Origin of the sequence: Variovorax frigidus (assembly GCF_051216515.1) — a bacterium.
Taxonomy (GTDB): Bacteria; Pseudomonadota; Gammaproteobacteria; order Burkholderiales; family Burkholderiaceae_C; genus Variovorax.
Genome location: NZ_JBPJZF010000001.1, coordinates 420,256 through 443,983, shown reverse-complemented (window position 1 = coordinate 443,983; position 23,728 = coordinate 420,256). Strand labels below are relative to the sequence as shown.

The following is a 23,728-nucleotide window of genomic DNA, read 5'->3' as shown; positions in this document are numbered from 1 at the left end:
CGCCATGCGCGGCGATGCAAGAGGAATCGGCCAGAGCGCCCAAGAATGAAGTCCTTCAGGAGTGATGTGTTCATGCAATACGAGACGATCCAGGTGGCGCCCATGACGCTCACCATCGGCGCCGAGATCAGCGGTGTCGATCTCACGCAGCCCTTGCATCCGCAGCAGGTGGACGAGATCCACGAGGCGCTGATGGCGCACCAGGTGGTGTTCTTCCGGGACCAGAAGCTGGACTTCGAATCGCACCAGCGCTTTGCGCGCCATTACGGCGACCTGGTGCTGCACACCGGTGGCTTCGGCGTCGAGGGCTACCCCTACGTGGTGCCGATCCATGGCGACGCGAACTCCAAGTCGGTGGCCGGCGAGAGCTGGCACTCCGACCTGAGCTGCAACGAAGAGCCGCCGATGGGCAGCATCCTGCACCTGCACATCGTGCCGCCCGTCGGCGGCGACACGCTGTTCTCGAGCCAGTACGCGGCCTACGAGGCGCTGTCCGAACGCATGAAGGCCTACCTCGAAGGTCTGACGGCGGTGCACGATGCCGAGCACATTTACCGCAAGTACACCAGCGACCCGAGCAAGCGCTTCCCGGCCACCGCGCAGCCCATCGTGCGCACGCACCCGGTGACCCGGCGCAAGTGCCTGTTCGCCGACGCGCAGTACACGACCCACATCGTGGGCGTCGACAAGCCCGAGAGCGACGCGATCCTCAAATTCCTGTTCGCGCACTGCCAGAACCCGAACTTCCAGGTGCGCTTCCGCTGGCAGCCGGACTCGGTGGCGTTCTGGGACAACCGCTGCGTCGAGCACCACGCGGTCTGGGACTACTACCCCCAGACCCGCTCGGGCCACCGCGTGACCATCCAGGGCGACAAGCCCTTCTGACCTGTCCTTCCTTCACGGAGCGCTTTTCCCATGACCCATCGCAGAGACTTCGTCACCAGGCTGCCACTCGCGTTGTTCGGCGCGGCGATGGCCACCACCTTCGGCACCGGCGTCTTCGCGCAGGACGCGCGCACCGTGACCGTTGCGTTCCCGATGGACATCCTGAGCTGGGACCCGGTGTCGCTCAACCCCACGCAGTCGGCCGTCATCAAGTGCGTGTACGACCAGCCGCTCGAGCTCGCGCCCGACCTCAAGTTCGGGCCCAGCGTGGTGTCGGACTTCAAGTGGCTCAACAAGGACTGCACGCTGCTGGAGCTGAACTTCCGCGAGGGCGTGACCTTCCACAACGGCGACAGGCTCACGTCCGCCGATTTCAAGTTCTCCTTCCTCGACCGGCCGCGCGCTCAGAAGGCCTCGCTTCTGGCCGGCGTGTGGTCGGCCATCGAATCGATCGACACGCCGACGCCGCAGAAGGCGGTGGTGAAGTTCAGCACGCCGATGGCGATCGCACCGGTGATGTTCGCCGACATCCCGGCCTACATCCTGCCCAAGGCCTACTACGAGAAGGTCGGCAAGGACGGTTTCGAGGCCAAGCCGATCGGCTCCGGCCCGTACCGGCTCGTCGAGACCAGCGCGACCAGCGCATCGTGCTCGAGGCCTATGAGGGCTACTGGCGCGGCCCGGCCAAGGTGAAGCGGCTGGTGTTCCAGGTCACCAAGGACCCGACCGCGCGCGCCGCCGCGATGCAGGCCGGCCAGGCCGACCTCACGATGAACATCCCGGTGCGCGAGGCCGAGCGGCTCGGCGCGATGCCGGGGCTGTCGCCGCACCTGGACTCGACCACCGGCGTCGTCTTCCTGCAGATGGCCAACAAGGGCGTCCTCACCGACAGGAATGTGCGCCTGGCCTGCCACCATGCGATCGACAAGGCGGCGATCTCGAAGGCGCTGTTCGGCGGCCATGCGACCGCGGTCTCCATGCCCGCCGGCCCGGGCTTCCCGGCCTATGTGCCAGACTTCAGGATCGCCTTCGATCCCGAGAAGGCCAAGGCCTTGCTGGCCGCCTCGGGCTACAACGCGGCGAATCCGGTCAAGCTGAACTTCTACACCAGCAAGGGCGTGTTCGCGAGCGACTTCGACACTGCGCGCGTGATCGCCCAGATGTGGCAGAAGGTCGGCATCGAGGTCAACCTGCAGGTGCTCGACAGCCCGGCGCTCTACGAGTACCAGCGCACCGGCAAGTTCGATGGCCCGGTGCTCAAGCCCTTCAACCCGGCCGCGGGCGACCCGGGCACTTATTCGGGCTACATGCTCGATCCGAAGATGAGCTTCTCGATCTGGAAAGGCGAGGACATCCCGCCCAAGCTGTATCCGCTGATGGGCGAACCCGACTACGCCAAGCGCATCGAGGGCTTCAAGGCCTTCGACATGTGGCAGGTGGAGCAGGGTTATTCGATCCCGCTGTTCCTCGGCCTGAGCACCATCGTCGCGAAGAAGTCGCTGGGCTTCAAGCCATACAGGAGCGGCATCCTGATTCCCTACAGCTGGGTCTGAGCTTCCTTTTCTCTCGCCGCATTTCCGCGGCACTTTCAACGCGCCTCCTCTTTTCTCAAGGACATCACCATGACACTCACCATCGTCGGTTGCGGCAACGTCGGCTCCGGCCTCGCCAAGCAATTCGTCAAGGCCGGCCACAAGGTGACGCTGACCGGCCGCTCGCTCGACAAGGCCCAGGCCGTGGCCGAATCGCTGGGCGCGCAGGCACTGCCGCTCGACCAGGCCGCGAAGAACGTCGAGGTGCTGGTGCTGGCCGTGCCCTACGACCAGGCGCCGGCCGCGCTCGCCGCGCTGGGTGACCTCAAGGGCAAGGTCATCGTCGACGTCTCGAACCCGCTGACGGCCGACTACATGGGCCTGACGGTGGGTTTCAGCACCTCGGCCGCCGAGGAGATCGCCAAGGCCGTGCCGACCGCGCATGTGGTGAAGGCCTTCAACACCCTGTTCGCCCAGGTCATGCATGAAGGCGCGGGCTTCGGCGACGTCAAGGGCAGCGTGTTCTTCGCCGGCGACGAGGCGAAGGCCAAGGACACGGTCAAGGCGCTGATCGAGAGCATCGGTTTCGATGCGGTCGATGCCGGCGGCCTGAAGAATGCGCGCTACCTCGAGCCGGTGGCGGGCCTGAACATCTATTTCGGTTACGGCGCGGGCCTGGGCACGCAGATCGCGCCGGCCTGGCTCAAGCGCTGAGCGTTGCCGAAAGGGGCGCCGAGCCCCGTGCACCGACCCGGCAGCCGCCGGGTTTTTCTTGCGCGACGGGGCCTTTGCTCAGGCGTCCGGCGTCTCTGCGGTCTCGCTTTCGGTGAGGCCCAACTGCGCCTGCCGGTAAGCACGCGGCGTGGTGCCGAACTCGGCGCGGAAGCTGCGGCTGAAGTGCGCCGGGTCGCTGAAGCCCCAGCGGAAGCAGATGTCGGAGATCGACAGGTGGCGGTGCAGCGTGCTCTGCAGGTCGGAGCGGCAGCGCTCGAGCCGGCGCTGGCGCAGGTAGTGGCCGAAGCTGTGGCCCGCGGCCTCGAACAGCTTCTGCACGTAGCGCAGCGAGGCATGCTGCTCGGAGGCGATCTTGCCGACCGTGAGCTCGGGGTCGCCCAGCTGGTCCTCGATCGACTGGCAGATGCGCTGGTAGTGCACCAGCCGCGCTGCGCTGCCGAAGGTCTGTACCGCCGCGCTGCCGGCCAGACTCACGACCACGAACTCGGTCAGCGCCAGCTCGATGGGGCGCAGCTCCGCGGCGTCGAGGGCCTCCATGTTGTCGGCCACCGAGGTCAGCATGCCCGCGAAGATGCGGTTGATGGCCTTGTGCCCCGACAAGGTGCCGGTGCGCAGCGAGCCCAGGTTGACCAGGCGCGGATGGAGCATCAGCTGCGGGATCTTCACGTAGAGCATGCGGAAGTCGCTCTTGAGCGTGAGCGTGGAATCGACCCCGGTCGGGCCGTAGATGATGTCACCGGGCATCAGGTCGATGATCGGCTCGCCTTTGCTGCCGCCGAAGGCGAAGCGGCCCTCCATCAGGATCGACAGCCAGACCGAGAAGGGCTGGTCGGCCGAGCGGCCCGAGATGGTCTGCGGCGACGCGCTCATGCGCGCGAATTCGATGCCCTGCGGCGACACCAGGCTGGCCACGTCGCCATGAAAGGTCGAATGGGTGCCGAGCTGGTCGACGGCGGGCAGGTGCAGACGCGTCAGCGCCTGCTGCCAGATGCGCGAGCGTTCGCCCTGCGCGTAGGTATGGGTGGAAACATTCCAGGCATTCACGGTAGACCTCCGATGGCTGGTTCTGAACGGTGCAATTGCGCCGTTCTTCGACTTGCGTAAAGGTTCTGAGCAATTTCCCGGCCACCCCGGAGACCTTGCGCCGATCGACAAGTCGCCGTGCGTTTTCTGGCGAGTTCGCCGGCACGGCTGTGGCGCGTGTGCACCGCGATGGGGCTCTTTTCGCGCTCTCAACGCCAGCCGGCAGGTCGAAACTCACCGGGCAGGTGGCGCGGTGGACCCCGTGCAGGCCGGCTCAGAACCCCTTGGGCGGAAAGATGTCGCGCGGGATGCGCACGTGCGCGCCCTGCGTGGCGTCGACGACCTGCGTCACGCCGAAGTCGGCCGCCACGCTCATCAGCGAATAGCTGTCGTTGCGCGACAGGCCATGGTGCTCGTTGAGCAGCTTCAGCATGTCGAGCGCGGCGTTGCGCGTGGCCACGTTGAGGTCGGGATCGAAGCCGTGGACGATGAAGGAATCCTCCGTCTCGAGCAGCGGAGAGGGGAAGAAGAAGTCCTTGCGCAGGATGATCTGCATGGTCACGTTGAGCGAACTCTCGATGGCCGTGCCGCTGATTTCGCCGTCGCCTTGCGACACATGCGGGTCGCCGATGGAAAACAGCGCGCCGTCGACCTGCACCGGGTAGTACATGGTCGCGCCCGCGCCGATGCGCCAGTTGTCGATGTTGCCGCCGTGCAGCCCGGGCGGGATGGTGCTCACCCGGCCATGCACGTTGGGCGCCACGCCGGCCGTGCCCAGGTGGGGGCGCACCGGCACCCGCACGCCCTTGAGCGCTTCCTGCCGGTCGCACACCGGGCATTCGGTGACAGTGCCGGGCACCAGGTACTTGCCGGGGAAGTCGTAGGCATACATCGCGCGCGCGTTGTTCGAGTTCGGGTCCAGCTCGTAGATGGTCACGCGCTCCTTCTCCTCGAATTCCTTGTAGAGGTAGCCCCAGTTGGCCGCGAGGTTGGAACCGTAGTTGTTGCGCGGCGTCATGCGGTGGTAGCGCACCTCCAGCATGTCGCCCGGCCTGGCACCTTCGACATGGATCGGGCCGGTCATGATGTGCACGCCGGGGTTTCGGTCTTCCTCGGGAATCTCCTTGAAGATCCTCCACACGGCGTCGTCCATCATCAGCTCGGGCGCATCGCCCGCATGGTGCGTGATGGCTTCGGCATGCACCAGATCACCGCTCTTGACCCTCAGCGAAGGGGCCTGAGCCGGATCGAAGTAGCCCCAGTGCACGTTCTGCGGCGTGGCGCGCAGGATATGCAGCGCGCCGGGTTCGACGGGGGTGCGGCGTTGGTTGTGTTCGCAGATCAGGGCCATCGGGGTGCTCTTGGCAGTGGTGGAGGAAAAAGGGGGGAGAGGAGGGCGTGCGCTCAGAGGTCGAGCACCAGCAGGGGCGTCTTCGAGCGCGAGCAGCAGGGCGTGAACTCGGTGTTGGCGGCCTGCTCCTCGGCGCTCAGCAGCAGGTCGCGGTGGTCGGGCACGCCCGCCAGCACGCGCGTCCGGCAACTGCCGCACACACCGACCTCGCAGGACATCGGGATCTGCACCCCGGCCGCGGCCAAGGCCTGCACCACGCTCTGGTCGGCCGCGACGGGGACGCGGCGGCCGGTGGAGGCGATCTCGACCTCGAAGGCTTCGCAGCCGCCTTCGACCACTGCCTGCGCGGGGGCGCCGAAGCGCTCGAAGTGGATGTGGTCGCCGGCCCAACCCTGCTCGCGCGCGATGCGCCCGGCCGCATCGATCATGCCGCCGGGTCCGCATACGTAGAGATGGCGGCCGGGCCGTCCGTGGCCCAGCAGCGTGGGCAGGTCCAGCGGCGCCACACCCTTGCCGTCGTCCGCGTAAAGGTGCACCCGATGGCCGAACACGCCCGAGCGCAACAGCGGCAGAAAAGCCATGTGCTCGAGCGAACGACCGCTGAAATGCAGTTCGAAATCGATGTCCGCCACCGTCAGCGCCAGTGCCATGCTCAGCACCGGCGTCACGCCGATGCCGCCGGCGAGCAGCAACGGCGGCTGTTCGATGGGGGCGTGCAGAGCGAAGTGATTGAAGGGGCCGCGCACCATCAACGTATCGCCTGCGGCGGCGGTGTCGCACAGCTGCACCGAGCCGCCGCGTCCGTCGGGCTCTCGCTGGACCGCGATGCGGTAGTGCGCGCGATCGTCCGGCGCGCTGCACAGCGAGTAGTGCCGGATGAGCCCCGCGACCTGCACTTCGAGGTGGGCGCCGGCGCTGAAGGCCGGCAGCGCGCTGCCGTCGGTTGGGGCCAGGTCGAACACGACGATGTCGCGTGTTTCGTTGCGCCGTGCTGCGACCCGCAAGTCAAACCATTGGCTCGGATCGACAGTGGGCTCGGAGGTCATGCGGAGAAGGGGCTTGAAGGTCGCTTGGATCACGGTGAAGTGATCGTATGGACGCTGCTTCAGGGTGTCTTGCGCGTGGGTGCACGCAGGCTTGTTGCGGTGCTCTGGTCGAACCCGTGCCAAGGCTGCACAACCTCGAGATCCTTGGAGCGAGACCGCGGGCCCCTGGCGGGCGGATGGTGTGTCGACTTGTCACAGGCAGCGCCGCGCCTCGCCCTCACGCTATGGCACGATCGCCCGATGCCCGAACCCTCTCGACGCGCTCCGTACCGCACCTGGCCGGGCGCGCTCCTCGTCATGCTTGCCATCGGCCTCTACGTCGGTGGCCTGCGTTACTGGGACCGTCACACGCCCGGGGCCCAGCCGCTGCCCGTCGGCGAGACCGTCGAGGTCGGCCAGGCCCGCTTCGTGCCGGTCGAGGGATGGGAGATGGACGTCGCGCGTTCTCGGGCCGGCCGCTCGCTGATGCTGTTCAAGGGCGGCCATCGCTTCCTGGTGACGACCCTGCCCTGGGCCGGCGGACCCGAGGGGCCGGTGGCGCGGCAGCAGCGGCTCATGGAACTGGGGCAGGGTCTGCGCGTGGAGGGCGACCTGGCCGACTTCGTCACGTCGTGGGGCCTGCAGGGCGTGACCTTCGCCTATGACGGTCCCAACCTCTCGGGTCGGTTCTGGCAGGTGGTCGACCTGCATCGGCGATCGCTGGTGCAGGTCAATTTCTACGGCAGCAACGACGGCCTCAACGAGGCCCTGGCCGAGGCGCGCAGCATGCTCGACTCGATGGACCTGGAGGCCTCGATTTGAGCGCGCCCGTCTTCGTTCCGGACGCGAGCCCGTGGCCCGTGGGCACCGATTCCTTCTTCCAGCCGCGCCGCGCGGCCTTCTGGCTGCTGGCCTTGTTGATCGTCAACGGCCTGTTCTACACGGTCCAGATGTTCGCGATGGGCTTTCGCGTGGTGCCGGTCACGGCCTTGCTCGGCGCCTTCGTCTGGGGCCTCTACACGCTGGCGTTCTTCCTCGTGTTCCGCACGCTGGACCTGCTCGAGCAGCACCCGCCCGAGGCCTACCTGCTGGCCTTCGCCTGGGGTGGCCTGGGCGCGGTGTACTTTGCGGCGCCGGCCAACATCGCCATCCAGAGCCTGTGCGCGAAGCTGGTCTCGCCCGAGTTCGCGGCCGTCTGGGGCGCCGCGGTCGCGGGGCCGATCACCGAGGAGTTCCTCAAGCTCGCGGGCGTGATCCTGCTGATCCTCGTGGCGCGCAACCAGTTCCAGACCTACCTGTCGGTGCTGATCGTCGGTGCCATGGCGGGGCTGGGTTTCCAGGTGGTGGAGAACCTGAGCTACACGATCAACGCCTCCATCTCCTTCCCGCTCGAGAACCAGGTCTCGCCAGTGCTGGTCAATCTGCTCACGCGCGGTCTGATGAGCGGGCTCTGGAGCCATGCGGCCTACACGACCATCGCCTCCTTCGGCGTCGCCTGGTACCTGCTGCACCCCGAGCGGCCGATGGTGGCCCGGCTCGCCGTTGCGCTGCTGTGCTTCGCGCTGGCGTGGGGCATGCATTTCGCATGGAACTCGCCGCTGCTCGAGAGCGTGCTGGACGACGGCTACGGCGAGCTGGCGATGCTGCTCGCCATCAAGGGCATTCCTGCCATGGCGGCGGCGGCCCTGTTCTGGCGCGTGGCGGCGCAGGAGAACGGCGCTTATCTGCATGCGCTCGCGAGCTGGTTCGTGCCCGAGCGCGAACTGATCCGCGACGACGAATGGGTGCGCCTGGGCGCCCCCCTGCAGCGCTACCGGATCCGTCGCGAGACCGGCCGCCACTTCGGCCTGCGTGCCCGGCTCATGCGGGCGCGCCTGCAGCGCGAGCAGTTGCGCCTGATCCGCAAGGCCGCGGTCTACGGGCGCGGCGCGCAGACGCTGCGGCACGAGGTGGCGGTGCGGCGCCTGCGCACGCGGCTGGAGTCGCTGATGCAACAGCGGGCGTCTGCAGTCGGCTGAGCACGGCAGATTGCCGAGTACGTGGCAGTTTTTCGTCATGGCGTCGGACATGTGCTCTCACAGCGAGGTCGGCGGTTCGCCGAGATAGGCGCGATGGAGCAGATCGACAAATGCCGGCGCTTCCGGCAGGTCGACGGCGCCGATCCGGTGCACGGCGATACCCGGCGACCACGAGTTCATGACCACAGCGCCCGAGAGTGCCGGCAGGTCCTGCGCGCGGATTTCGCGCTGCGTTTGCGGGATGCCCAGGCGTTCCAGCTGACGCATCACGATGCCCAGCGTGGTGCCTCGCAGCATCGCCGCCCGCGGCCAGACGACGCCTTGACCGTCCCAGAACGCGAGGTTCCAGATCGAGCCCTCGCTGATGCGTCCGTCCCGGTCGACGAACGCCGCATCGTCGAAGCCCTGGGCCGCCGCCTCGCGCAGGAACCAGGTCTTGGCGACTTCCCCCACGTGCTTGATCTCCGCCAGCGTTCTCTCGTGATCGAACATCGCGAGGCTTAGTGGCCCGGCGGGGCCCGACGAGGGAGTCAGGGTGCGAACGAGGATCTGCGGCACGGCCTCGAGGCCGGCCACCGTGAACTCGCCGGCTGGGGAATAGAGGGTGGCGATCAGCGAGAAGTCTTCGGGTGCCAGGGGCAGCACGGCGCGCAACGCGGCGCGCACCTCCTCGTCGGGCAGGGCCTGGCCGAACAAGGTCAGCGAGGCCGTTCGCAGCCGCTGCAGGTGCAGATCCAGCCCGCGCACAGCGCCGCCGCGCACCTGCATCGCAGTGAAGTGCGCATAGCCCGCGAAGGCGAGCGGTGCCAGATCCTCGGCCGTGGCCGGCAGGCCGTTGCGCAGCGCCGTGGCGGTGTGCTGTTTTCTTTCATTGCTTGCATCCATCGTCTTCGACCTCTTGTTCATCAGGAAGTCGAGGCTAAACTTTGACAGTGCTGTCAGAGTCAAGTGACTCGAAGAAAGAAGTCCATGCGGATCGGAGAACTCGCGCGCCGTGCCGGCGTGAGCGAAAGAATGCTGCGTTACTACGAGCAAGCCGGCCTGCTGCGGCCCGCACGCACCGAGGCTGGCTACCGCGACTACGGCGATGCTGAACTCGAGGCCGCGCTGCGCATCCGGCTGCTCAGCGCCTCGGGCCTGAAGATCGAGGCGATCCGCGTGCTGTTGCCGTGCATGGTCGAAGGCCCGGATGTCTTCATGCCTTGCGAAGAGATCCGCGCGACGCTGAAACAGGAAGTGAGGAAGCTCGACGAGAAGCTGCGCGGGCTGCGGGAGAGCCGGCGGATCGTGGCGGATTTCCTCAAGGGCCTGGATGCGGTAGCGATGCAGTGAACGTGGCGACGGCCGTTGCGTCCATGCCTTTGGCTATCACGCTCCTGGGTTCGTCTTGCCATGGCGATCCGCTGTCGCGTGCTGCGGCATGTACGCGTGCACCAACGCCTCGACCAGGTCGGCTTGCAGCCGGTCCTTCGAGCGCTTGAGCGGATCCCGATTCGGGAAGTCGGCCAAGGCGCGCTTGACCGAGACGAAGGCCAAGGGATGCATCGTGGTCATCCACGCCATCTCGCCGTTCGTCGCCACCACCATCTGGCTGAATCGGGTGGCCCCATGAATCCGGTCGCCCGTGGGCGCCTGCACGGCCCAGACGTCGTCCTCGTCGTCGCTGAGGCGCAAGGGATGCGGGTCGCCATCCTTTGCGACTAGGCGGATGACGTCGACCTCGAAGCCCTGGGCGTTTCTGGCCGTCTCCTTCCTGTGCTCGAGCCGCACGAAGGATTTGTCGACCTTCCTGAGGATGCCCATGAAAGAGGCTTCGTTCTCCCGCATCAACGAAATGAAGGCCAGGTGCTTGCGGGCATCGAACAGCAGGTCGATATCGCGCGTCGCCATGGCCTCGGGCGCGAGGCGCACGCCGCAGGCGCTCTCATACGCATAAAGCGCATGGGTTCCGACGACCATGAAGTGCTCCGACAGGCCGGCTGCATCGAGTGCATTCAGCACGCTGACAACCACATTCGGTACCCTGCCAACGCGCAAGGCTCGGTTGAGGCGCCGCTGTTCATCGGCCGTCTGCTCGATGGCGGACAGGCGTTGTGCGACTTCGGCCTTGCGCGAAGTGAAGCGCTCGAAGATCTGAAGCGTTTCCGCACTTTCGGGCCCGAGGGATTTATGCGCTCCCTTGGCCGAGGTACGGATCAGGTATTTATGGCCCTTGATCTCCCGCCAGATCATGCCGCCGCGCAGTTGTACGGCCTCTTTGCGCACGCGACGCCCTTCATCGAAGACGGCCTCGGCATCGATGTACTGTCTCTTTTGGCTCTCGGTGTTCTCGATGGCCTGCTGCATGCGTTTCACTGTAGATTGAGAATTTCGATTTTTACAGTGAAATTCATTTAAAATCAATGGCTTAGTTTTTTACTTCGTCCTTGATTGGTGGGGCTGCGAGCTCCCAAGCTGCCGCAACCACCTACCTCGGCGCCGAGTCCCACCCGATCTCCTGGTCGATCAGTCGTGCGACCTGCCTGGCCGACATCTCGAGCCGCCGGAGTGCCTTCTGGCCCAGCGCAGGGATCGGCTCGAAGCTCAGGCAGCACAGCGTTCCATAGAGCTGGCCGGTCTTGAGCACCACCGGCACCGTCATGTAAGCACCGATCGGGACCGGCGAGGCCGGCAGGTCGTGCGTCTGCGCCAGCGCGGCCATCGACGGGATCAATGCGGGCAGACGGCCATCGAGCACCCGTTGACAGAAGCTCTCCATCGGCGTTTGCGTGAAGCCCTGCATCTTGTCGAACGGCGCTTCGCCGTCGACCCAGCGGAAATGGATGTGCTCGTCGAAATACTGCGTCACAAAGGCAATGTCCATCGCCAGTTCGGCGCGCATGAGACGGAGAATTTCCGCGATGCCGGCATGCAGGAAGTCGGTCCCCTCGGCGGTCAGTCGGGCCAGGCGCCAGCGGGGGGCATGGGTCATGCGGTCCCTTGTGGCTGTTCAGCGCGAACGGGTCCACTGCATGAGCAGGCGAGGGATCTCGTCGAGCATCGCTACGCGATCGGGATGGTCGGCGGACACCGCATGCGAGGGCGCACGTGATGCCACGGCATCGACCGGGCTCTGCACGATGCCCATCCCCCCATGGTTTCCGATGGCTTTCAGGCCTTCCGCGCCATCGGTGTTGTTGCCGCTGAGCACCACCCCGATCACGCGCCGCCCGAACGCGGCTGCGGCCGAGGAAAAGAGGGCATCGACACGGCGCGGCGGACCCTCGACGTCGACTGTCTTCTTTAGCGTGACCACGCCCTCCGGAGAGATCGAGCCCTGGGCATCGGGCGGAAGCAGCAACACCGTACCGGCGATCAACTTCGTGCCCTCTCGGGCGTAGTGACACGGCAGCCGTGTTTGCAGCCCGCCCGGCTTCTGGGACCGCGACACCTCGCTCAATGCGATGGGCGCATCGACGCATGCAATGACGGCCGCAGCGAAATCCTCGGGCAGTGCCAAGAGAATTCGCGCCAACGCATGCGCACTTCCCGTGGACCCGCCAATCACGACGATGTCCCTTGCCGAGGCGCTCTGGGTGTTCATTCCCCATCTGGCGCGTTTGCCGCATGCCTGGTAAAGGCCGATGCGCCGAGTGCTTGTCATCCAATGCGCCGCCGGAGATTCTCGCGGCAGCAGCAACCGACCCTGTGCATGCCCTGCCAAATGGCGCAGTACAGGTCCGAACCGGGCTTTGCTGACACCTTGTCATCACGGTCGGCCAAGGTTCCAGCGTCATGGACTACAGCCGGGTGTCAACACCGACGACGCGTCGGTTCTCGCCTGCGCGCCATGGTCTCACCACGCGCTTGAACAGCGCTTTCACTTCAACTCTGCCTTCGGGCGCAAAGGAAATTCATGGCTGACAACAATGCAGTGGTAAGCGTTCTCAACGACCTGCTCGAGAACGCGCGTGATGGTGAGTACGGCTTCAAGACCTGTGCAGAGCAGGTCGAGACCTCCAACACCAAGGCGCTCTTCGCCAGCCGCTCGGTCGGCTGCGCCGAAGCGGCCCGCGAACTGGAAGGCCTGATCGTCCAGTACGGCGGCGAACCGGCGTCCGGCGGCACGGCGGCGGGTGCGTTGCACCGCGGTTGGGTGCAGGTCAAGGGCGCGGTCGGTGCCGACAGCGAGCTGTCGATCCTGGAATCCTGCGAGAAGGGCGAAGACGCGGCCATCGCGCGTTACCGCAAGGCGCTGAAGGAAGAACTGCCTGCCGACGTGCGTGCGGTGGTCGAGCGCCAGGCCGCCGGTGCGCAGAAGAACCACGACCAGATCCGCGACCTGCGCAATGTCGCTCGCGCCCAGAACTGAGCCACCACGGTTCGGAAAGAAGGCCCTTCAGGGGCCTTTTTTTGTGGGCGAAGGACGCATGCGACAAACAGGTCCGCCGCCCCGTTTCGATACGGATTCGTCGCTTCGGACGATGCCCGTGCGGGGGGCCTTCCCTAAACTTTTTCCCCAAGGCCGGCGTGTCGTCGACCATGAGGAAATATCTTGTTCCAAGGCGAAAGCATCAGCGTCCTGCCCCTGACGGAAGGAGGGCTGGTCGAGCTGCGTTTCGACCGGCGCGGCGAGGCGATCAACAAGCTGGACGCGCGCACCGTCGACGAGTTCCGGCAGGCCACCGCGCTGATCGCGGCGGCGCCCGAGGTGCGCGGCGTGCTGGTGACGAGCGCGAAGGAGGTTTTCATCGTCGGTGCCGACATCACCGAGTTCGGCGCCACCTTCCAGAAGTCCGAGGCCGACATCGCCTCCGGCGTGCGTGCCAGCAACGAACTGTTCAACGCCTTCGAGGACCTGAAGGTTCCGAGCGTGGTCGCGATCAACGGCTTCGCGCTGGGCGGCGGGCTCGAACTCGCATTGCTCGCACCGTTGCGCGTGATGTCCGAGACGGCGCAGGTGGGCGTGCCCGAGGTCAAGTTGGGCCTGTTCCCAGGCTTCGGGGGCACGGTGCGGTTGTCGCGCGTGGCCGGCCTGGCCACGGCGGTCGACTGGGTCGCGAGCGGCAAGCCCGCCGGGGCGGCCGCAGCGTTGGCCGCGGGCGTGGTCGACGAGGTCGCGCGCCCCGACGCGCTGCGCGCACAGGCGCTGGCACTGCTGCAACGCGCGCTGCGCGGCGAGGTCGACTGGCAGGCCGCGCAGCAGCGCAAGCGCGTGAAGCTCTCGATGCGCTCGCAGGAAGCCGAAGGCGTTGTCGAGACGGCGCGCACCGCGCTGCTGGCGCGCGGCCCGAAGCACCAGCCCGCGGCCGTGATCGCGCTGGAAATGATGGCGCAGGCCGCGGGCCAGGACCGTTCCGGTGCGCTGGACCTCGAAGCTGCCGCCTTCGGCCGCGTCGCCAAGACCCAGGCCGCGTCCTCGCTGGTGCAGGCCTTCCTCAACGACCAGGCCCTGAAGAAGCGCTACAAGGCCCATGCGCGCGAAGGCCGCAAGGTCGCGCAGGCGGCGGTGCTGGGCGCGGGCATCATGGGCGGCGGCATCGCCTACACCAGCGCGCTGCGCGGCACGCCGGTGCGCATGAAGGACATCGCGCAGCCGCAGCTCGACCTCGGCATCGCCGAGGCGAGCAAGCAACTGGCCAAGCAGGTCAAGAGCGGCCGGCTCTCGCAGGGGCGCGCCGACGCCGTGCTCGCCTCCATCCAACCGCAGCTCGACGAGGCCGGTTTCGACGCGGTCGACTGCGTGATCGAGGCCGTGGTCGAGAACCTCGCGGTCAAGCGCAAGGTGCTTGCCGCGCTGGAGGGCGTGGTCCCGCCCGGCACGGTGATCGCATCGAACACCTCGAGCCTGCGCATCGACGACATCGCGCAGCCGCTCACGCGGCCCGAGGACTTCGTCGGCATGCACTTCTTCAACCCGGTGCCGGTGATGCAGCTGGTCGAGGTGATCCAGGGCTCGCGCACGCGCGCGTCGGCGGTGTCCACCGCCGTGGGCTATGCGGTGGCCATGGGCAAGACGCCGATCGTGGTCAAGGACTGCCCGGGCTTCCTGGTCAACCGCATCCTCACGCCCTACATCACGGCCTTCACCCAGCTGGTGGCCGACGGCGCCGATTTCGAGAATGTCGACCGCGTGATGGAAGCCTTCGGCTGGCCCATGGGCCCGGCCTACCTGCAGGACGTGGTGGGCATGGACGTGGGCGCGCACGTGGGCGACGTGATCTCGGCCGGCTATCCGCAGCGCATGCGCCCCACGCAGCGCGACGCGGTCAAGCTCATGGTGGCGAACAGGCGCTACGGCCAGAAGAACGGCGCGGGCTTCTACCGCTACGAGAACGATCCCACGGGCCGGCCGCGCAAGTTCTCCGCGCCGGAAGCGCATGCGCTCGTGGCCACGCTGCAGCCCGAGGGCCGACGCGACTTCTCCGACGCCGACATCGTCGAACGGATGATGCTGCCGCTGATCGTCGAGGCCGCGCACGCGCTCGAGGAGGGCGTGGTCGCGACGCCGGCCGAGCTCGACATGGCGCTGCTGCTGGGCATCGGCTTCCCGGCCTATGCGGGCGGCGCCCTCAAGTACGCCGACTGGCTGGGCCTGGCGCGCGTGGTCGCGCTGAGCGAGCGCCATGCGGCGCTGGGCCCGCAGTACGTCGCCACGCCGCGCATGCGCGAGATGGCCGCCAGCGGCGCGCGCTATTACCCCGTCTGATTTCCTTTCTTCTTTCTCCCTCCAGATCCATTCTTCAAGGACTCCCGATGCAACTCGATTCCAGCATTGCCGCCGTCGTCACCGGCGGCGCCTCGGGCCTCGGCGCGGCCACCGCGCGGCGCCTGGCCAGCCACGGCGTGAAGGTCGCGCTGTTCGACCTCAACGAAGCCCAGGGCGAGGCCCTGGCGGCCGAGCTCGGCGGCGTGTTCTGCAAGGTCGACGTGACCTCCGACGAACAGGTCGACGCGGCCTTCGCGAAGGCGCGCGCCGCGCATGGCCAGGAGCGCGTGCTGGTCAACTGCGCCGGCACCGGCAACGCGGTCAAGACCGCGAGCCGCGACAAGGCCTCGGGCGAGGTCAAGCATTTCCCGCTGGCCAACTTCGACCGCATCATCCAGATCAACCTGGTGGGCACCTTCCGCTGCATCGCCAAGTCGGCCGCCGGCATGCTCTCGCTGGCGCCGGGCGTGGACGGCGAGCGCGGCGCCATCGTCAACACCGCCTCGGTGGCGGCGCAGGACGGCCAGATGGGGCAGGCGGCCTACACCGCGTCGAAGGCCGGCATCGTCGGCATGACGCTGCCGATCGCGCGCGACCTGATGGGCGAGGGCATCCGCGTCAACACCATCCTGCCGGGCATCTTCAACACACCGCTGTTGCAGGGCGCGCCCGACAAAGTGAAGGAGGCGCTGGCCGCCTCGGTGCCGTTTCCCAAGCGCCTGGGCGACCCGGCCGAGTACGCGACGCTGGCCGAACTGATGATCACCAACGGCTATTTCAATGGCGAGAGCGTGCGCCTGGACGGCGCGATCCGGATGGCGCCGCGCTAGTCATGCCTCGCACCTCACGGGTGCGGTTTCTGGCGGGCGGTGAGGGGATGGCGCGCAGCGCACGAAAGTGCTTCGGTGGTCGCGTTGGTGACCGGAATTGCGATGCGCATGCCGACAATCGGATGCACTCTGGTGGCCTTTCCGGCCGCCCCTTGAACCCAAGACAACGAGAACGAAGACCGAATGGATTTCAGCCTGTCTCCCGCGCAGTTGGATTTGCAACAGCGCACCCGCAGCTTCATCGCCGATGAAGTGATCCCCCTGGAGTCGGACCCGCGCCAGGGTTCGCACGGACCCAGCGAAGAACTGCGCAACGAGCTTGTCGCACGCGCTCGCCGCCACGGCCTGCTCACGCCGCATGCCTCGAAGTCGCATGGCGGGCTCGGGCTGTCGCACGTCGACAAGGCCATCGTGTTCGAGGAAGCCGGCTATTCGCCGCTCGGACCGGTCGCACTCAACATCCACGCGCCCGACGAAGGCAACGTCCACCTGATGGAAGAAGTCGCGACCGCCGCGCAGAAGGCGCGCTGGCTGCAGCCGCTGATCGACGGCCACGTGCGTTCCTGCTTCTGCATGACCGAGCCGCCCCCTGGCGCGGGCTCCGACCCGTCGATGATGCAGACCATGGCCGTGCGCGACGGCGACCACTACGTCATCACCGGCCGCAAGTGGTTCATCACCGGCGCCACGGGCGCGGGATTCGCGATCATCATGGCGCGCATGGAAGACGGCGCGTCGACCATGTTCCTGGCCGACATGGACCAGCCCGAGATCGTGATCGAGCGCCAGATCGACGCGCTCGACAGCTGCTTCACCGGCGGTCACGGCGTGGTGCGCTTCGACGGCCTGCGCGTGCCCGCCGCTGACGTGCTGGGCACCCTCGGCGAGGGCTTCCGCTACGCCCAGGTGCGGCTCGCGCCCGCGCGGCTCACGCACTGCATGCGCTGGCTGGGCCAGGCGCGCCGCGCCCACGAGGTGGCCAGCGATTACGCGCGCAAGCGCCAGGCTTTCGGCCAGCCGTTGATCGAGCACGAGGGCGTGGGCTTCATGCTGGCCGACAACGAGATGGACCTGCACAGCGCACGCCTGGCCATCTGGCATTGCGCCTGGGTGCTCGACCAGGGCCAGAAAGGCCGCCACGAATCCAGTCTGACCAAGGTGCTGTGCTCCGAAGCCGAATGGCGCGTGGTCGACCGCTCGGTGCAGATCCTGGGCGCGAGCGGCGTGTCCGACGAGACCATCGTCGCGCGCATCTTCAAGGACATCCGCGCTTTCCGGATCTACGACGGCCCGTCGGAGGTGCACCGCTGGAGCATGGCGAAGCGCATCTCGCGGCTTTAAACGCACCACCTCATCCTGAATCGCCGGCTCCGAGCCGGCGATTCCGTTTCAATGGCGCGTGATCTCGGTGCATCACCTCCCTCTCGCACTTGCCCCGCCCGGCCACGGGCGCTCGCAAGGCCATTCCAAAATCGTCCGTTCCGACGACGCTCCATATCGGCACGGCGCCAACAATTCTCCGGACCCTTGACCTCACCGGAGAACTTCCCATGCCCGAAGCCTATATCGTCGCCGCCGCCCGCACCGCCGGTGGCCGCCGCAACGGCCGCCTTGCCGGCTGGCATCCCGCCGACCTGGCCGCCCAGGTGCTCGATGCGCTGATCGCGCGCGCCGATGCCGATCCGGCGCTGATCGAGGACGTGATCATGGGCTGCGTCGGCCAGGCCGGCGAGCAGTCCAACAACATCGCGCGCAACGCGGTCATGGCGTCGCGCCTGCCCGAGTCGGTGCCCGCGACCTCGGTCGACCGCCAGTGCGGCTCCTCGCAGCAGGCGCTGCACTTCGCGGCCCAGGCCGTGATGTCGGGCGCGATGGACATCGTGATCGCAGCCGGCGTGGAAAGCATGACGCGCGTGCCCATGGGCACGCCCAGCATCCTGCCGTACAAGAACGGCCTCGGCAGCTATGTGAGCCCCGGCATGGCGGCGCGCTATCCGGGCGTGGAGTTCAGCCAGTTCACCGGTGCCGAGCAGATCGCCGTGAAATACGGCCTGTCGAAGGACCAGCTCGACGCCTATGCGCTGCACAGCCACCAGAACGCCATCGCCGCCACCCGCGGCGGACGTTTCGCCGACGAGATCGTGCCGATCGCGGTGCGCCTGGCCGACGGCAGCGAGACCGGCGAGATGCACACCACCGACGAAGGCATCCGCTACGAGGCCACGCTGGAGAGCATTGCAGGCGTCAAGCTGATCGCCGAGGGCGGCCGCTGCACCGCGGCCACCGCAAGCCAGATCTGCGACGGCGCGGCCGGCCTGCTGGTGGTCAACGAGCGCGGCCTCAAGACGCTGGGCGTCAAGCCGCTGGCGCGCGTGCACCACATGACCGTGATCGGCCACGACCCGGTGATCATGCTCGAGGCCCCGATCCCGGCCACGCAGCGCGCGCTGCAAAAGGCCGGCATGAAGATCGACGACATCGATCTCTACGAGGTCAACGAGGCCTTCGCGCCGGTGCCGCTGGCCTGGCTGCAGACGCTGGGCGCCGACCCGGCTCGCCTCAATGTGCACGGCGGCGCGATCGCACTGGGCCATCCGCTGGGCGGCTCGGGCGCCAAGCTCATGACCACGCTGGTGCATGCGCTGGGCCAGCGCGGCAAGCGCTATGGGCTGCAGACGATGTGCGAGGGCGGTGGTCTGGCCAACGTGACGATCATCGAGCGGCTGTAGGCCTGGCCCAAAGCCGGCAAGCGCGGGCACACCCCCAGGCTTGCCCACTTCGTGTGGCCTCCCACCCCCTTGCAGGGGGCAACACCAGCGGCCCGGCAAAGCCGGTTCCGCGGTGTTCCTGAAACAGAGCGCGCCACGGTCGTCGATCGCGGCCATCCCCCATAAAAATGAGATCGAAGCATGACCCATGACAACGATCGCGGAGACAAGGCCCTGCTGCACATCGACGGCGTCTCGGTGCGCTTCGGCGGCATCGTGGCGCTCGACGGCGTGTCCTTCGACGTGCAGCGCGGGCAGATCTGCGGACTGATCGGCCCCAACGGGGCCGGCAAGAGCACGCTGTTCAATTGCCTGTCGCGTCTCTACGAATGCAACACCGGCCGGATCACCTTCGACGGCCACCCGCTGTCGACGATGCCGCGCCACCGCATGGCGGGCATCGGCATCGGCCGCACCTTCCAGAACCTGGCGCTGTTCCGCACGATGACCGTGCGCGAGAACGCGCTGGTGGGCTGCCACAGCCAGCACCACGCGGGCTTCCTGCGCAATGCCTTCCGGCTGCCGGGCGCGGCCCGTATCGAAGCCGAGGCGCGTGCGCGCGCCCAGACGCTGATCGATTTCCTCGATCTGGGCCATGTGGCCGAGCGCACCGTGGCCGACCTGCCGTTCGGTACGCAGAAGCGCGTCGAGCTCGCACGCGCACTCGCGGCCCAGCCCAAGCTGCTGCTGCTGGACGAACCCGCGGCCGGCCTCAACCACGAGGAACTCGAGAGCCTGGGCGCGCTGATCCGCGACATCCGCGACCGCCTCCAGGTCACGGTGCTGCTGGTCGAGCACCACATGGGGCTGGTGATGGGCGTGTCCGACAAAGTCGTGGCACTCAACTTCGGCAAGAAGATCGCCGAGGGCACGCCGGCCGAAGTGCGTGCGCATCCGGAAGTGATCCGCGCCTACCTGGGCGCGGACGAGGAGGTCGCCGCATGAGTTCCATCCTCGAAGTGCGCGGCCTGCGCGCGGCCTACGGCGCCACGCGCGTGCTGCAGGGCATCGATCTCGACATCGCCGACGGTGAGATCGTCGCGCTCCTGGGCGCCAACGGCGCGGGCAAGACCACCACGCTGCGCGCGCTGTGCCAGGCGATGGTCTCGACCGAAGGCAGCATCACGCTGGCCGGCCAGCGCATCGACGGCCGCTCGACCGAGCAGATCGCGAAGCTGGGTGTGGGCCACGTGCCCGACGGCCGCGGCACCTTCCTGGGCCTGACGGCCGAGGAGAACCTGCGGCTGGGCGCCTATGCGCGCCCGAGCCGTGCCGGCGCCGAGGCCGACATGGAGCGCATCTACGGCTACTTCCCGCGCCTGAAGGAGCGCCGCGCCCAGCAGGCCGGCACGCTCTCGGGCGGCGAACAGCAGATGCTGGCCATCGGCCGCGCGCTCATGGGCAAGCCCAAGCTGCTGCTGCTCGACGAACCCTCGTTCGGCCTCGCGCCGCTGATCGTCAAGGACATCTTCGCGATCATGCGGCGCATCAACCAGGAGGAGCGCGTGTCGATCCTGCTGGTGGAGCAGAACGCCAAGCTCGCGCTCGACCTGGCCGACCGCGCCTACCTGCTGGAGACCGGGCGCATCGTGCTGTCCGGCCCCTCGAACGACATCCGCCGCGACGACGCCGTCCGTCGCGCCTACCTCGGTGAGTAATGAGCCCACCCCCAGTCTTCGCGCACTTCGTGTCGCTTCGCCAACCCCCTTTCAGGGGGCAACACCAGCGGCCCGGCAAAGCCGGTTCCGCGGTGTCACTGGTCTCACCCCCAGTCTTCGCGCACTTCGTGTCGCTTCGCCAACCCCCTTCCAGGGGGCAACACCAGCGGCCCGGCAAAGCCGGTTCCGCGGTGTCACTGGAACTTGAAACAAAGGCAGCCGCCGCATGAACGCTTTTCTGCATCAACTGCTGGCCGGGCTCGCGTCCGGCGGCATCTACGCCAGCGTGGCGCTGGCCCTGGTGATGATCTACCAGGCCACGCACCACATCAATTTCGCGCAGGGCGAAATGGCGATGTTCTCCACCTTCATCGCCTGGATGCTGATCCAGGCCGGGCTGCCGTACTGGCTGGCTTTCGTCGCGACCGTGGTGCTGTCCTTCGTGCTCGCGGCGGCGGTGGAGTTCACCGTGATCCGGCCGATGCACGACAAGCCCGCGCTCTCGGTGGTGGTGGTGTTCATCGGGCTGCTGGTGATCTTCCACAGCCTCGCGGGTTGGCTCTTCGGCTACACGATCAAGCAGTTCCCGAGCCCGTTCCCGTCCGACGCCTGGTACGGCAGCGCCATGATGTCGGCGCACGAGGTGGGCGCGATCGCCGTCACGCTGGTGGTGGTGGTGGCGCTGTTCTCCTTCTTCCGCTTCACGCCGCTGGGGCTGGCGATGCGCGCCGCGGCGCAGAACGCGGCCTCGTCGCGGCTGGTGGGCATCAACGTCGGCCGGATGCTGATGCTGGGCTGGGGCCTGGCCGGCGCGATCGGCGCGGTGGCCGGGATGATGGTCGCGCCGGTGGTCTTCCTCGACCCCCACATGATGACCGGCGTGCTGCTCTACGCCTTCGCCGGCGCGCTGATCGGCGGCATCGACAGCCCCATCGGTGCGGTGCTCGGCGGCTTCCTCGTGGGCGTGCTGGAGAACCTCATCGGCACCTACGTCGTGGGCACCGAACTCAAGCTGTCCGTCGCGCTGGTGCTCATCGTCGGCGTGCTCATCGTGCGCCCGGCCGGGCTGCTCGGCCGCACCGTCGTCACCCGCGTCTGACCAAGGATTCCTCGACATGAACTCTCTCGACGCCACGTCCCGCGCACCCCTCGTGGCCGCTGCGCCATCGGCCCCCAAGCGCGCACGCCGAGGCGGCTTCGCACCCGGCTGGATCGGCACGCTCGCCGTGCTGGCCCTGCTGGCGATCGGCCTGACCTTCGTCGCCAAGGGCTTCCAGCTGTTCCAGGCCACGATGGTGCTGTCGTACGCGATCGCATTGCTCGGCCTGAACATCCTGACCGGCTACAACGGCCAGATCTCGCTGGGCCACGGCGCGTTCTATGCCATCGGCGCCTACACCACGGCCATCCTCATGGAGCATGGCGGCGTGCCGTACTGGGCCACGGTGCCGGCCGCGGCCGTGGTCTGCCTGGTGGTGGGCTATGCCTTCGGCCGGCCCGCGCTCAAGCTCGAGGGCCTGTACCTCGCGCTCGCCACCTTCGCGCTGGGCGTGGCGATGCCGCAGCTGCTGAAATACAAGCACCTCGAGGCCTGGACCGGCGGCGTGCAGGGCATCGTGCTGATGAAGCCCGACGCACCCTTCGGTCTGCCGCTCACGCCCGACCAGTGGCTCTACCTGTTCGCGCTGTTCGTCACGGTGATCATGTTCGTGATCGCGCACAACCTGCTGCAGAGCGGCACCGGCCGTGCGATCCGTGCGATCCGCGACCATGCGATGGCGGCCGAGGCCATGGGCGTGGACAACAGCCACTACAAGTCGATGACCTTTGGTGTGTCGGCCGCCTACACCGGCGTCGGCGGCGCGCTGTCGGCGATCGCGGTGCAGTTCGTGGCGCCCGATTCGTTCACGCTGTTCCTGTCGATCTCGCTGCTGGTCGGCATCGTGATCGGCGGCGTGGGCACGCTGTGGGGTGCGATCTTCGGCGCCATCTTCATCATGTTCGTGCCCTCGCTGGCCGAGAAGGTGTCCAAGGCCGCGCCCTGGGCCATCTACGGCGTGGTGCTGATCGCGATCATGTTCGCGATGCCCGGTGGCGTGGTCGGCCTGCTGCGAAAGATCCAGGCACGCTTCAAAGCCCATGGGTGAACGCGCTTCGATCGCCACCTGTTCTGCGCCGCATGCTCGAGCAAGACCAGGTGCTCGCCATCTTCGCGCTTTCCATCACGGACTTTTCCCAAGCGCGCATGCTGCGGCCAACTCGCCGCAGAATCGGGATGGGGTCGACGCCTCCTGGCCGCTACGCTTCGGCGGGCGCGCTGGACCCGGTCGGCGACGTGGCCAAGGTCCGATGAAGGCCGGCCGGCCGGTCTTTGCATTTCCCATTCCTACGAGAGACATCCATGAGCGACACCGAAGCCGATCCGTCCCTGTTGTATGAACGCGAGGGCGACGTCGCGGTCCTGAGCCTGCATGTGCCGACGCGGCTCAACCCGCTGACGCTCGACATCCAGCGTGGCCTGCGCGACCGCCTGGCGCGCCTGTGCGACGAGGGCACGACGCGCGCGCTGGTGCTCACCGGTTCGGGCAAGGCCTTCTGCGTGGGCGCCGACCTGTCGAGCATGGGCCCGGCCGCGGGCGGCGGCAGCCTGGGCCAGCGCACGGCCGACACCATGGCAGAGCTGTCGAACCGGCTGATCGCCGACATCCGCGCCTTGCCCTTCCCGGTGGTGAGCGCGGTCAACGGCCCTGCCGCCGGTGCGGGCGTGGGCCTGGCGCTGTCGGCCGACGTGGTGCTCGCGGCGCGCTCGGCCTATTTCTATCTGCCCTTCATGCCGAAGCTGGGCATCGTCCCCGACCTGGGCACGACCTGGTTCCTCGAACGCTCGATCGGCCGTGCGCGCGCGGTCGCGCTCACGCTGCTGGGGGACCGGCTGAGCGCCGAGCAGGCGGCGCAGTGGGGCCTGATCTGGTCCTGTGTCGACGACGCGGTGCTGCGCCAGGAGGCCCTGGCCGTCGCGCAGCGGCTGGCGCGCCTGCCCGCGCATGCGGCGCGCGAGATCCGCCATGCCTACGAGTCGGCGGGCAGCGTGCCGCTGGAGGCGCAGATGCACTACGAGGCCGAGCGCCAGCGCGAACTCATCGACCGGCCCGAGTTCGCCGAGGGCGTGAAGGCCTTTGGCGAGAAGCGCGACCCCGTGTTCGGGCGCAACTGAG

The 23,728-nt window shown here is 67.6% G+C and carries 22 protein-coding genes and 2 pseudogenes; 17 read left to right on the top strand and 7 right to left on the bottom strand.

Annotated features, from left to right (window positions below):
- Positions 1-72: 72 nt before the first annotated feature.
- The 3 genes and pseudogenes from ACSFBC_RS02125 to ACSFBC_RS02115 all read left to right on the top strand — a co-directional run.
- The gene (locus ACSFBC_RS02125) at positions 73-885 is read left to right on the top strand and encodes a TauD/TfdA dioxygenase family protein (protein WP_435508653.1); all 813 of its coding nucleotides are present in this window, start codon (positions 73-75) and stop codon (positions 883-885) included.
- A 30-nt stretch (positions 886-915) separates the two neighbouring features.
- Positions 916-2,438, top strand: a pseudogene (locus tag ACSFBC_RS02120) (ABC transporter substrate-binding protein).
- A gap of 60 nt (positions 2,439-2,498) precedes the next feature.
- Positions 2,499-3,131, top strand: a pseudogene (locus tag ACSFBC_RS02115) (NADPH-dependent F420 reductase); the annotation flags it as partial.
- 78 nt (positions 3,132-3,209) lie between these two features.
- Here the strand turns inward: ACSFBC_RS02115 and ACSFBC_RS02110 are convergent.
- The 3 genes from ACSFBC_RS02110 to ACSFBC_RS02100 all read right to left on the bottom strand — a co-directional run bounded on the left by ACSFBC_RS02110 (position 3,210) and on the right by ACSFBC_RS02100 (position 6,572).
- Complete coding sequence (locus ACSFBC_RS02110; RefSeq protein ID WP_435508652.1) at positions 3,210-4,196, bottom strand: helix-turn-helix domain-containing protein; 987 nt, start codon at positions 4,194-4,196, stop codon at positions 3,210-3,212.
- A gap of 253 nt (positions 4,197-4,449) precedes the next feature.
- Positions 4,450-5,526 (bottom strand): acetamidase/formamidase family protein, encoded by a 1,077-nt coding sequence (locus ACSFBC_RS02105; RefSeq protein WP_435508651.1) that lies wholly within the window; start codon positions 5,524-5,526, stop codon positions 4,450-4,452.
- Between the two features lie 53 nt (positions 5,527-5,579).
- Positions 5,580-6,572, bottom strand: coding sequence for a PDR/VanB family oxidoreductase (locus tag ACSFBC_RS02100; RefSeq protein WP_435509248.1), 993 nt, complete (start codon positions 6,570-6,572; stop codon positions 5,580-5,582).
- A 240-nt stretch (positions 6,573-6,812) separates the two neighbouring features.
- On the opposite strand from ACSFBC_RS02100, the gene ACSFBC_RS02095 reads away from it, so the two are divergent.
- Positions 6,813-7,373, top strand: coding sequence for a hypothetical protein (locus ACSFBC_RS02095; protein WP_435508650.1), 561 nt, complete (start codon positions 6,813-6,815; stop codon positions 7,371-7,373).
- Complete coding sequence (locus tag ACSFBC_RS02090; protein WP_435508649.1) at positions 7,370-8,569, top strand: PrsW family intramembrane metalloprotease; 1,200 nt, start codon at positions 7,370-7,372, stop codon at positions 8,567-8,569. The genes ACSFBC_RS02095 and ACSFBC_RS02090 overlap by 4 nt, the downstream gene beginning before the upstream one ends.
- Before the next feature lie 57 nt (positions 8,570-8,626).
- On the opposite strand, the gene ACSFBC_RS02085 is transcribed toward ACSFBC_RS02090, so the two are convergent.
- On the bottom strand, positions 8,627-9,454 hold the full coding sequence (locus ACSFBC_RS02085; protein WP_435508648.1) for an aminotransferase class IV family protein: 828 nt from the start codon (positions 9,452-9,454) through the stop codon (positions 8,627-8,629).
- Between the two features lie 84 nt (positions 9,455-9,538).
- Between ACSFBC_RS02085 and ACSFBC_RS02080 the strand changes: the two genes are divergently transcribed.
- Positions 9,539-9,901: a MerR family transcriptional regulator gene (locus ACSFBC_RS02080; RefSeq protein WP_435508647.1), complete on the top strand. Its 363-nt coding sequence runs from the start codon at positions 9,539-9,541 to the stop codon at positions 9,899-9,901.
- Between the two features lie 36 nt (positions 9,902-9,937).
- On the opposite strand, the gene ACSFBC_RS02075 is transcribed toward ACSFBC_RS02080, so the two are convergent.
- From ACSFBC_RS02075 to ACSFBC_RS02065, 3 genes are all read right to left on the bottom strand, one after another.
- Positions 9,938-10,915, bottom strand: a complete 978-nt coding sequence (locus tag ACSFBC_RS02075; RefSeq protein WP_435508646.1) for a GSU2403 family nucleotidyltransferase fold protein — start codon at positions 10,913-10,915, stop codon at positions 9,938-9,940.
- Between the two features lie 121 nt (positions 10,916-11,036).
- Positions 11,037-11,540: a GAF domain-containing protein gene (locus ACSFBC_RS02070; protein ID WP_435508645.1), complete on the bottom strand. Its 504-nt coding sequence runs from the start codon at positions 11,538-11,540 to the stop codon at positions 11,037-11,039.
- A gap of 18 nt (positions 11,541-11,558) precedes the next feature.
- Positions 11,559-12,152 carry a chemotaxis protein CheB gene (locus ACSFBC_RS02065; protein WP_435508644.1) on the bottom strand — a complete coding sequence of 198 codons (594 nt, stop codon included), beginning with the start codon at positions 12,150-12,152 and terminating at the stop codon, positions 11,559-11,561.
- Positions 12,153-12,464: 312 nt separating this feature from the next.
- Here ACSFBC_RS02065 and ACSFBC_RS02060 point away from each other — a divergent pair, with 312 nt between their 5' ends.
- The 11 genes from ACSFBC_RS02060 to ACSFBC_RS02010 all read left to right on the top strand — a co-directional run bounded on the left by ACSFBC_RS02060 (position 12,465) and on the right by ACSFBC_RS02010 (position 23,727).
- On the top strand, positions 12,465-12,920 hold the full coding sequence (locus ACSFBC_RS02060) for a ferritin-like domain-containing protein (RefSeq protein WP_435508643.1): 456 nt from the start codon (positions 12,465-12,467) through the stop codon (positions 12,918-12,920).
- Positions 12,921-13,103: 183 nt separating this feature from the next.
- Entirely contained in the window at positions 13,104-15,257 is a 2,154-nt protein-coding gene (fadB, locus tag ACSFBC_RS02055; protein ID WP_435508642.1) for a fatty acid oxidation complex subunit alpha FadB, read from the top strand.
- Between the two features lie 47 nt (positions 15,258-15,304).
- Positions 15,305-16,087, top strand: coding sequence for an SDR family NAD(P)-dependent oxidoreductase (locus ACSFBC_RS02050; protein WP_435508641.1), 783 nt, complete (start codon positions 15,305-15,307; stop codon positions 16,085-16,087).
- A 183-nt stretch (positions 16,088-16,270) separates the two neighbouring features.
- Complete coding sequence (locus ACSFBC_RS02045) at positions 16,271-17,428, top strand: acyl-CoA dehydrogenase family protein (RefSeq protein ID WP_435508640.1); 1,158 nt, start codon at positions 16,271-16,273, stop codon at positions 17,426-17,428.
- A gap of 209 nt (positions 17,429-17,637) precedes the next feature.
- On the top strand, positions 17,638-18,816 hold the full coding sequence (locus tag ACSFBC_RS02040; protein ID WP_435508639.1) for an acetyl-CoA C-acetyltransferase: 1,179 nt from the start codon (positions 17,638-17,640) through the stop codon (positions 18,814-18,816).
- A 180-nt stretch (positions 18,817-18,996) separates the two neighbouring features.
- The gene (locus ACSFBC_RS02035) at positions 18,997-19,800 is read left to right on the top strand and encodes an ABC transporter ATP-binding protein (RefSeq protein ID WP_435508638.1); all 804 of its coding nucleotides are present in this window, start codon (positions 18,997-18,999) and stop codon (positions 19,798-19,800) included.
- Entirely contained in the window at positions 19,797-20,513 is a 717-nt protein-coding gene (locus tag ACSFBC_RS02030) for an ABC transporter ATP-binding protein (RefSeq protein WP_435508637.1), read from the top strand. The genes ACSFBC_RS02035 and ACSFBC_RS02030 overlap by 4 nt, the downstream gene beginning before the upstream one ends.
- A gap of 226 nt (positions 20,514-20,739) precedes the next feature.
- The gene (locus ACSFBC_RS02025) at positions 20,740-21,612 is read left to right on the top strand and encodes a branched-chain amino acid ABC transporter permease (RefSeq protein WP_435508636.1); all 873 of its coding nucleotides are present in this window, start codon (positions 20,740-20,742) and stop codon (positions 21,610-21,612) included.
- 16 nt (positions 21,613-21,628) lie between these two features.
- Positions 21,629-22,660, top strand: a complete 1,032-nt coding sequence (locus ACSFBC_RS02020; RefSeq protein ID WP_435508635.1) for a branched-chain amino acid ABC transporter permease — start codon at positions 21,629-21,631, stop codon at positions 22,658-22,660.
- A gap of 32 nt (positions 22,661-22,692) precedes the next feature.
- Positions 22,693-22,866, top strand: coding sequence for a hypothetical protein (locus tag ACSFBC_RS02015; RefSeq protein WP_435508634.1), 174 nt, complete (start codon positions 22,693-22,695; stop codon positions 22,864-22,866).
- 48 nt (positions 22,867-22,914) lie between these two features.
- The gene (locus ACSFBC_RS02010) at positions 22,915-23,727 is read left to right on the top strand and encodes an enoyl-CoA hydratase-related protein (RefSeq protein WP_435508633.1); all 813 of its coding nucleotides are present in this window, start codon (positions 22,915-22,917) and stop codon (positions 23,725-23,727) included.
- Position 23,728 lies beyond the last annotated feature (1 nt).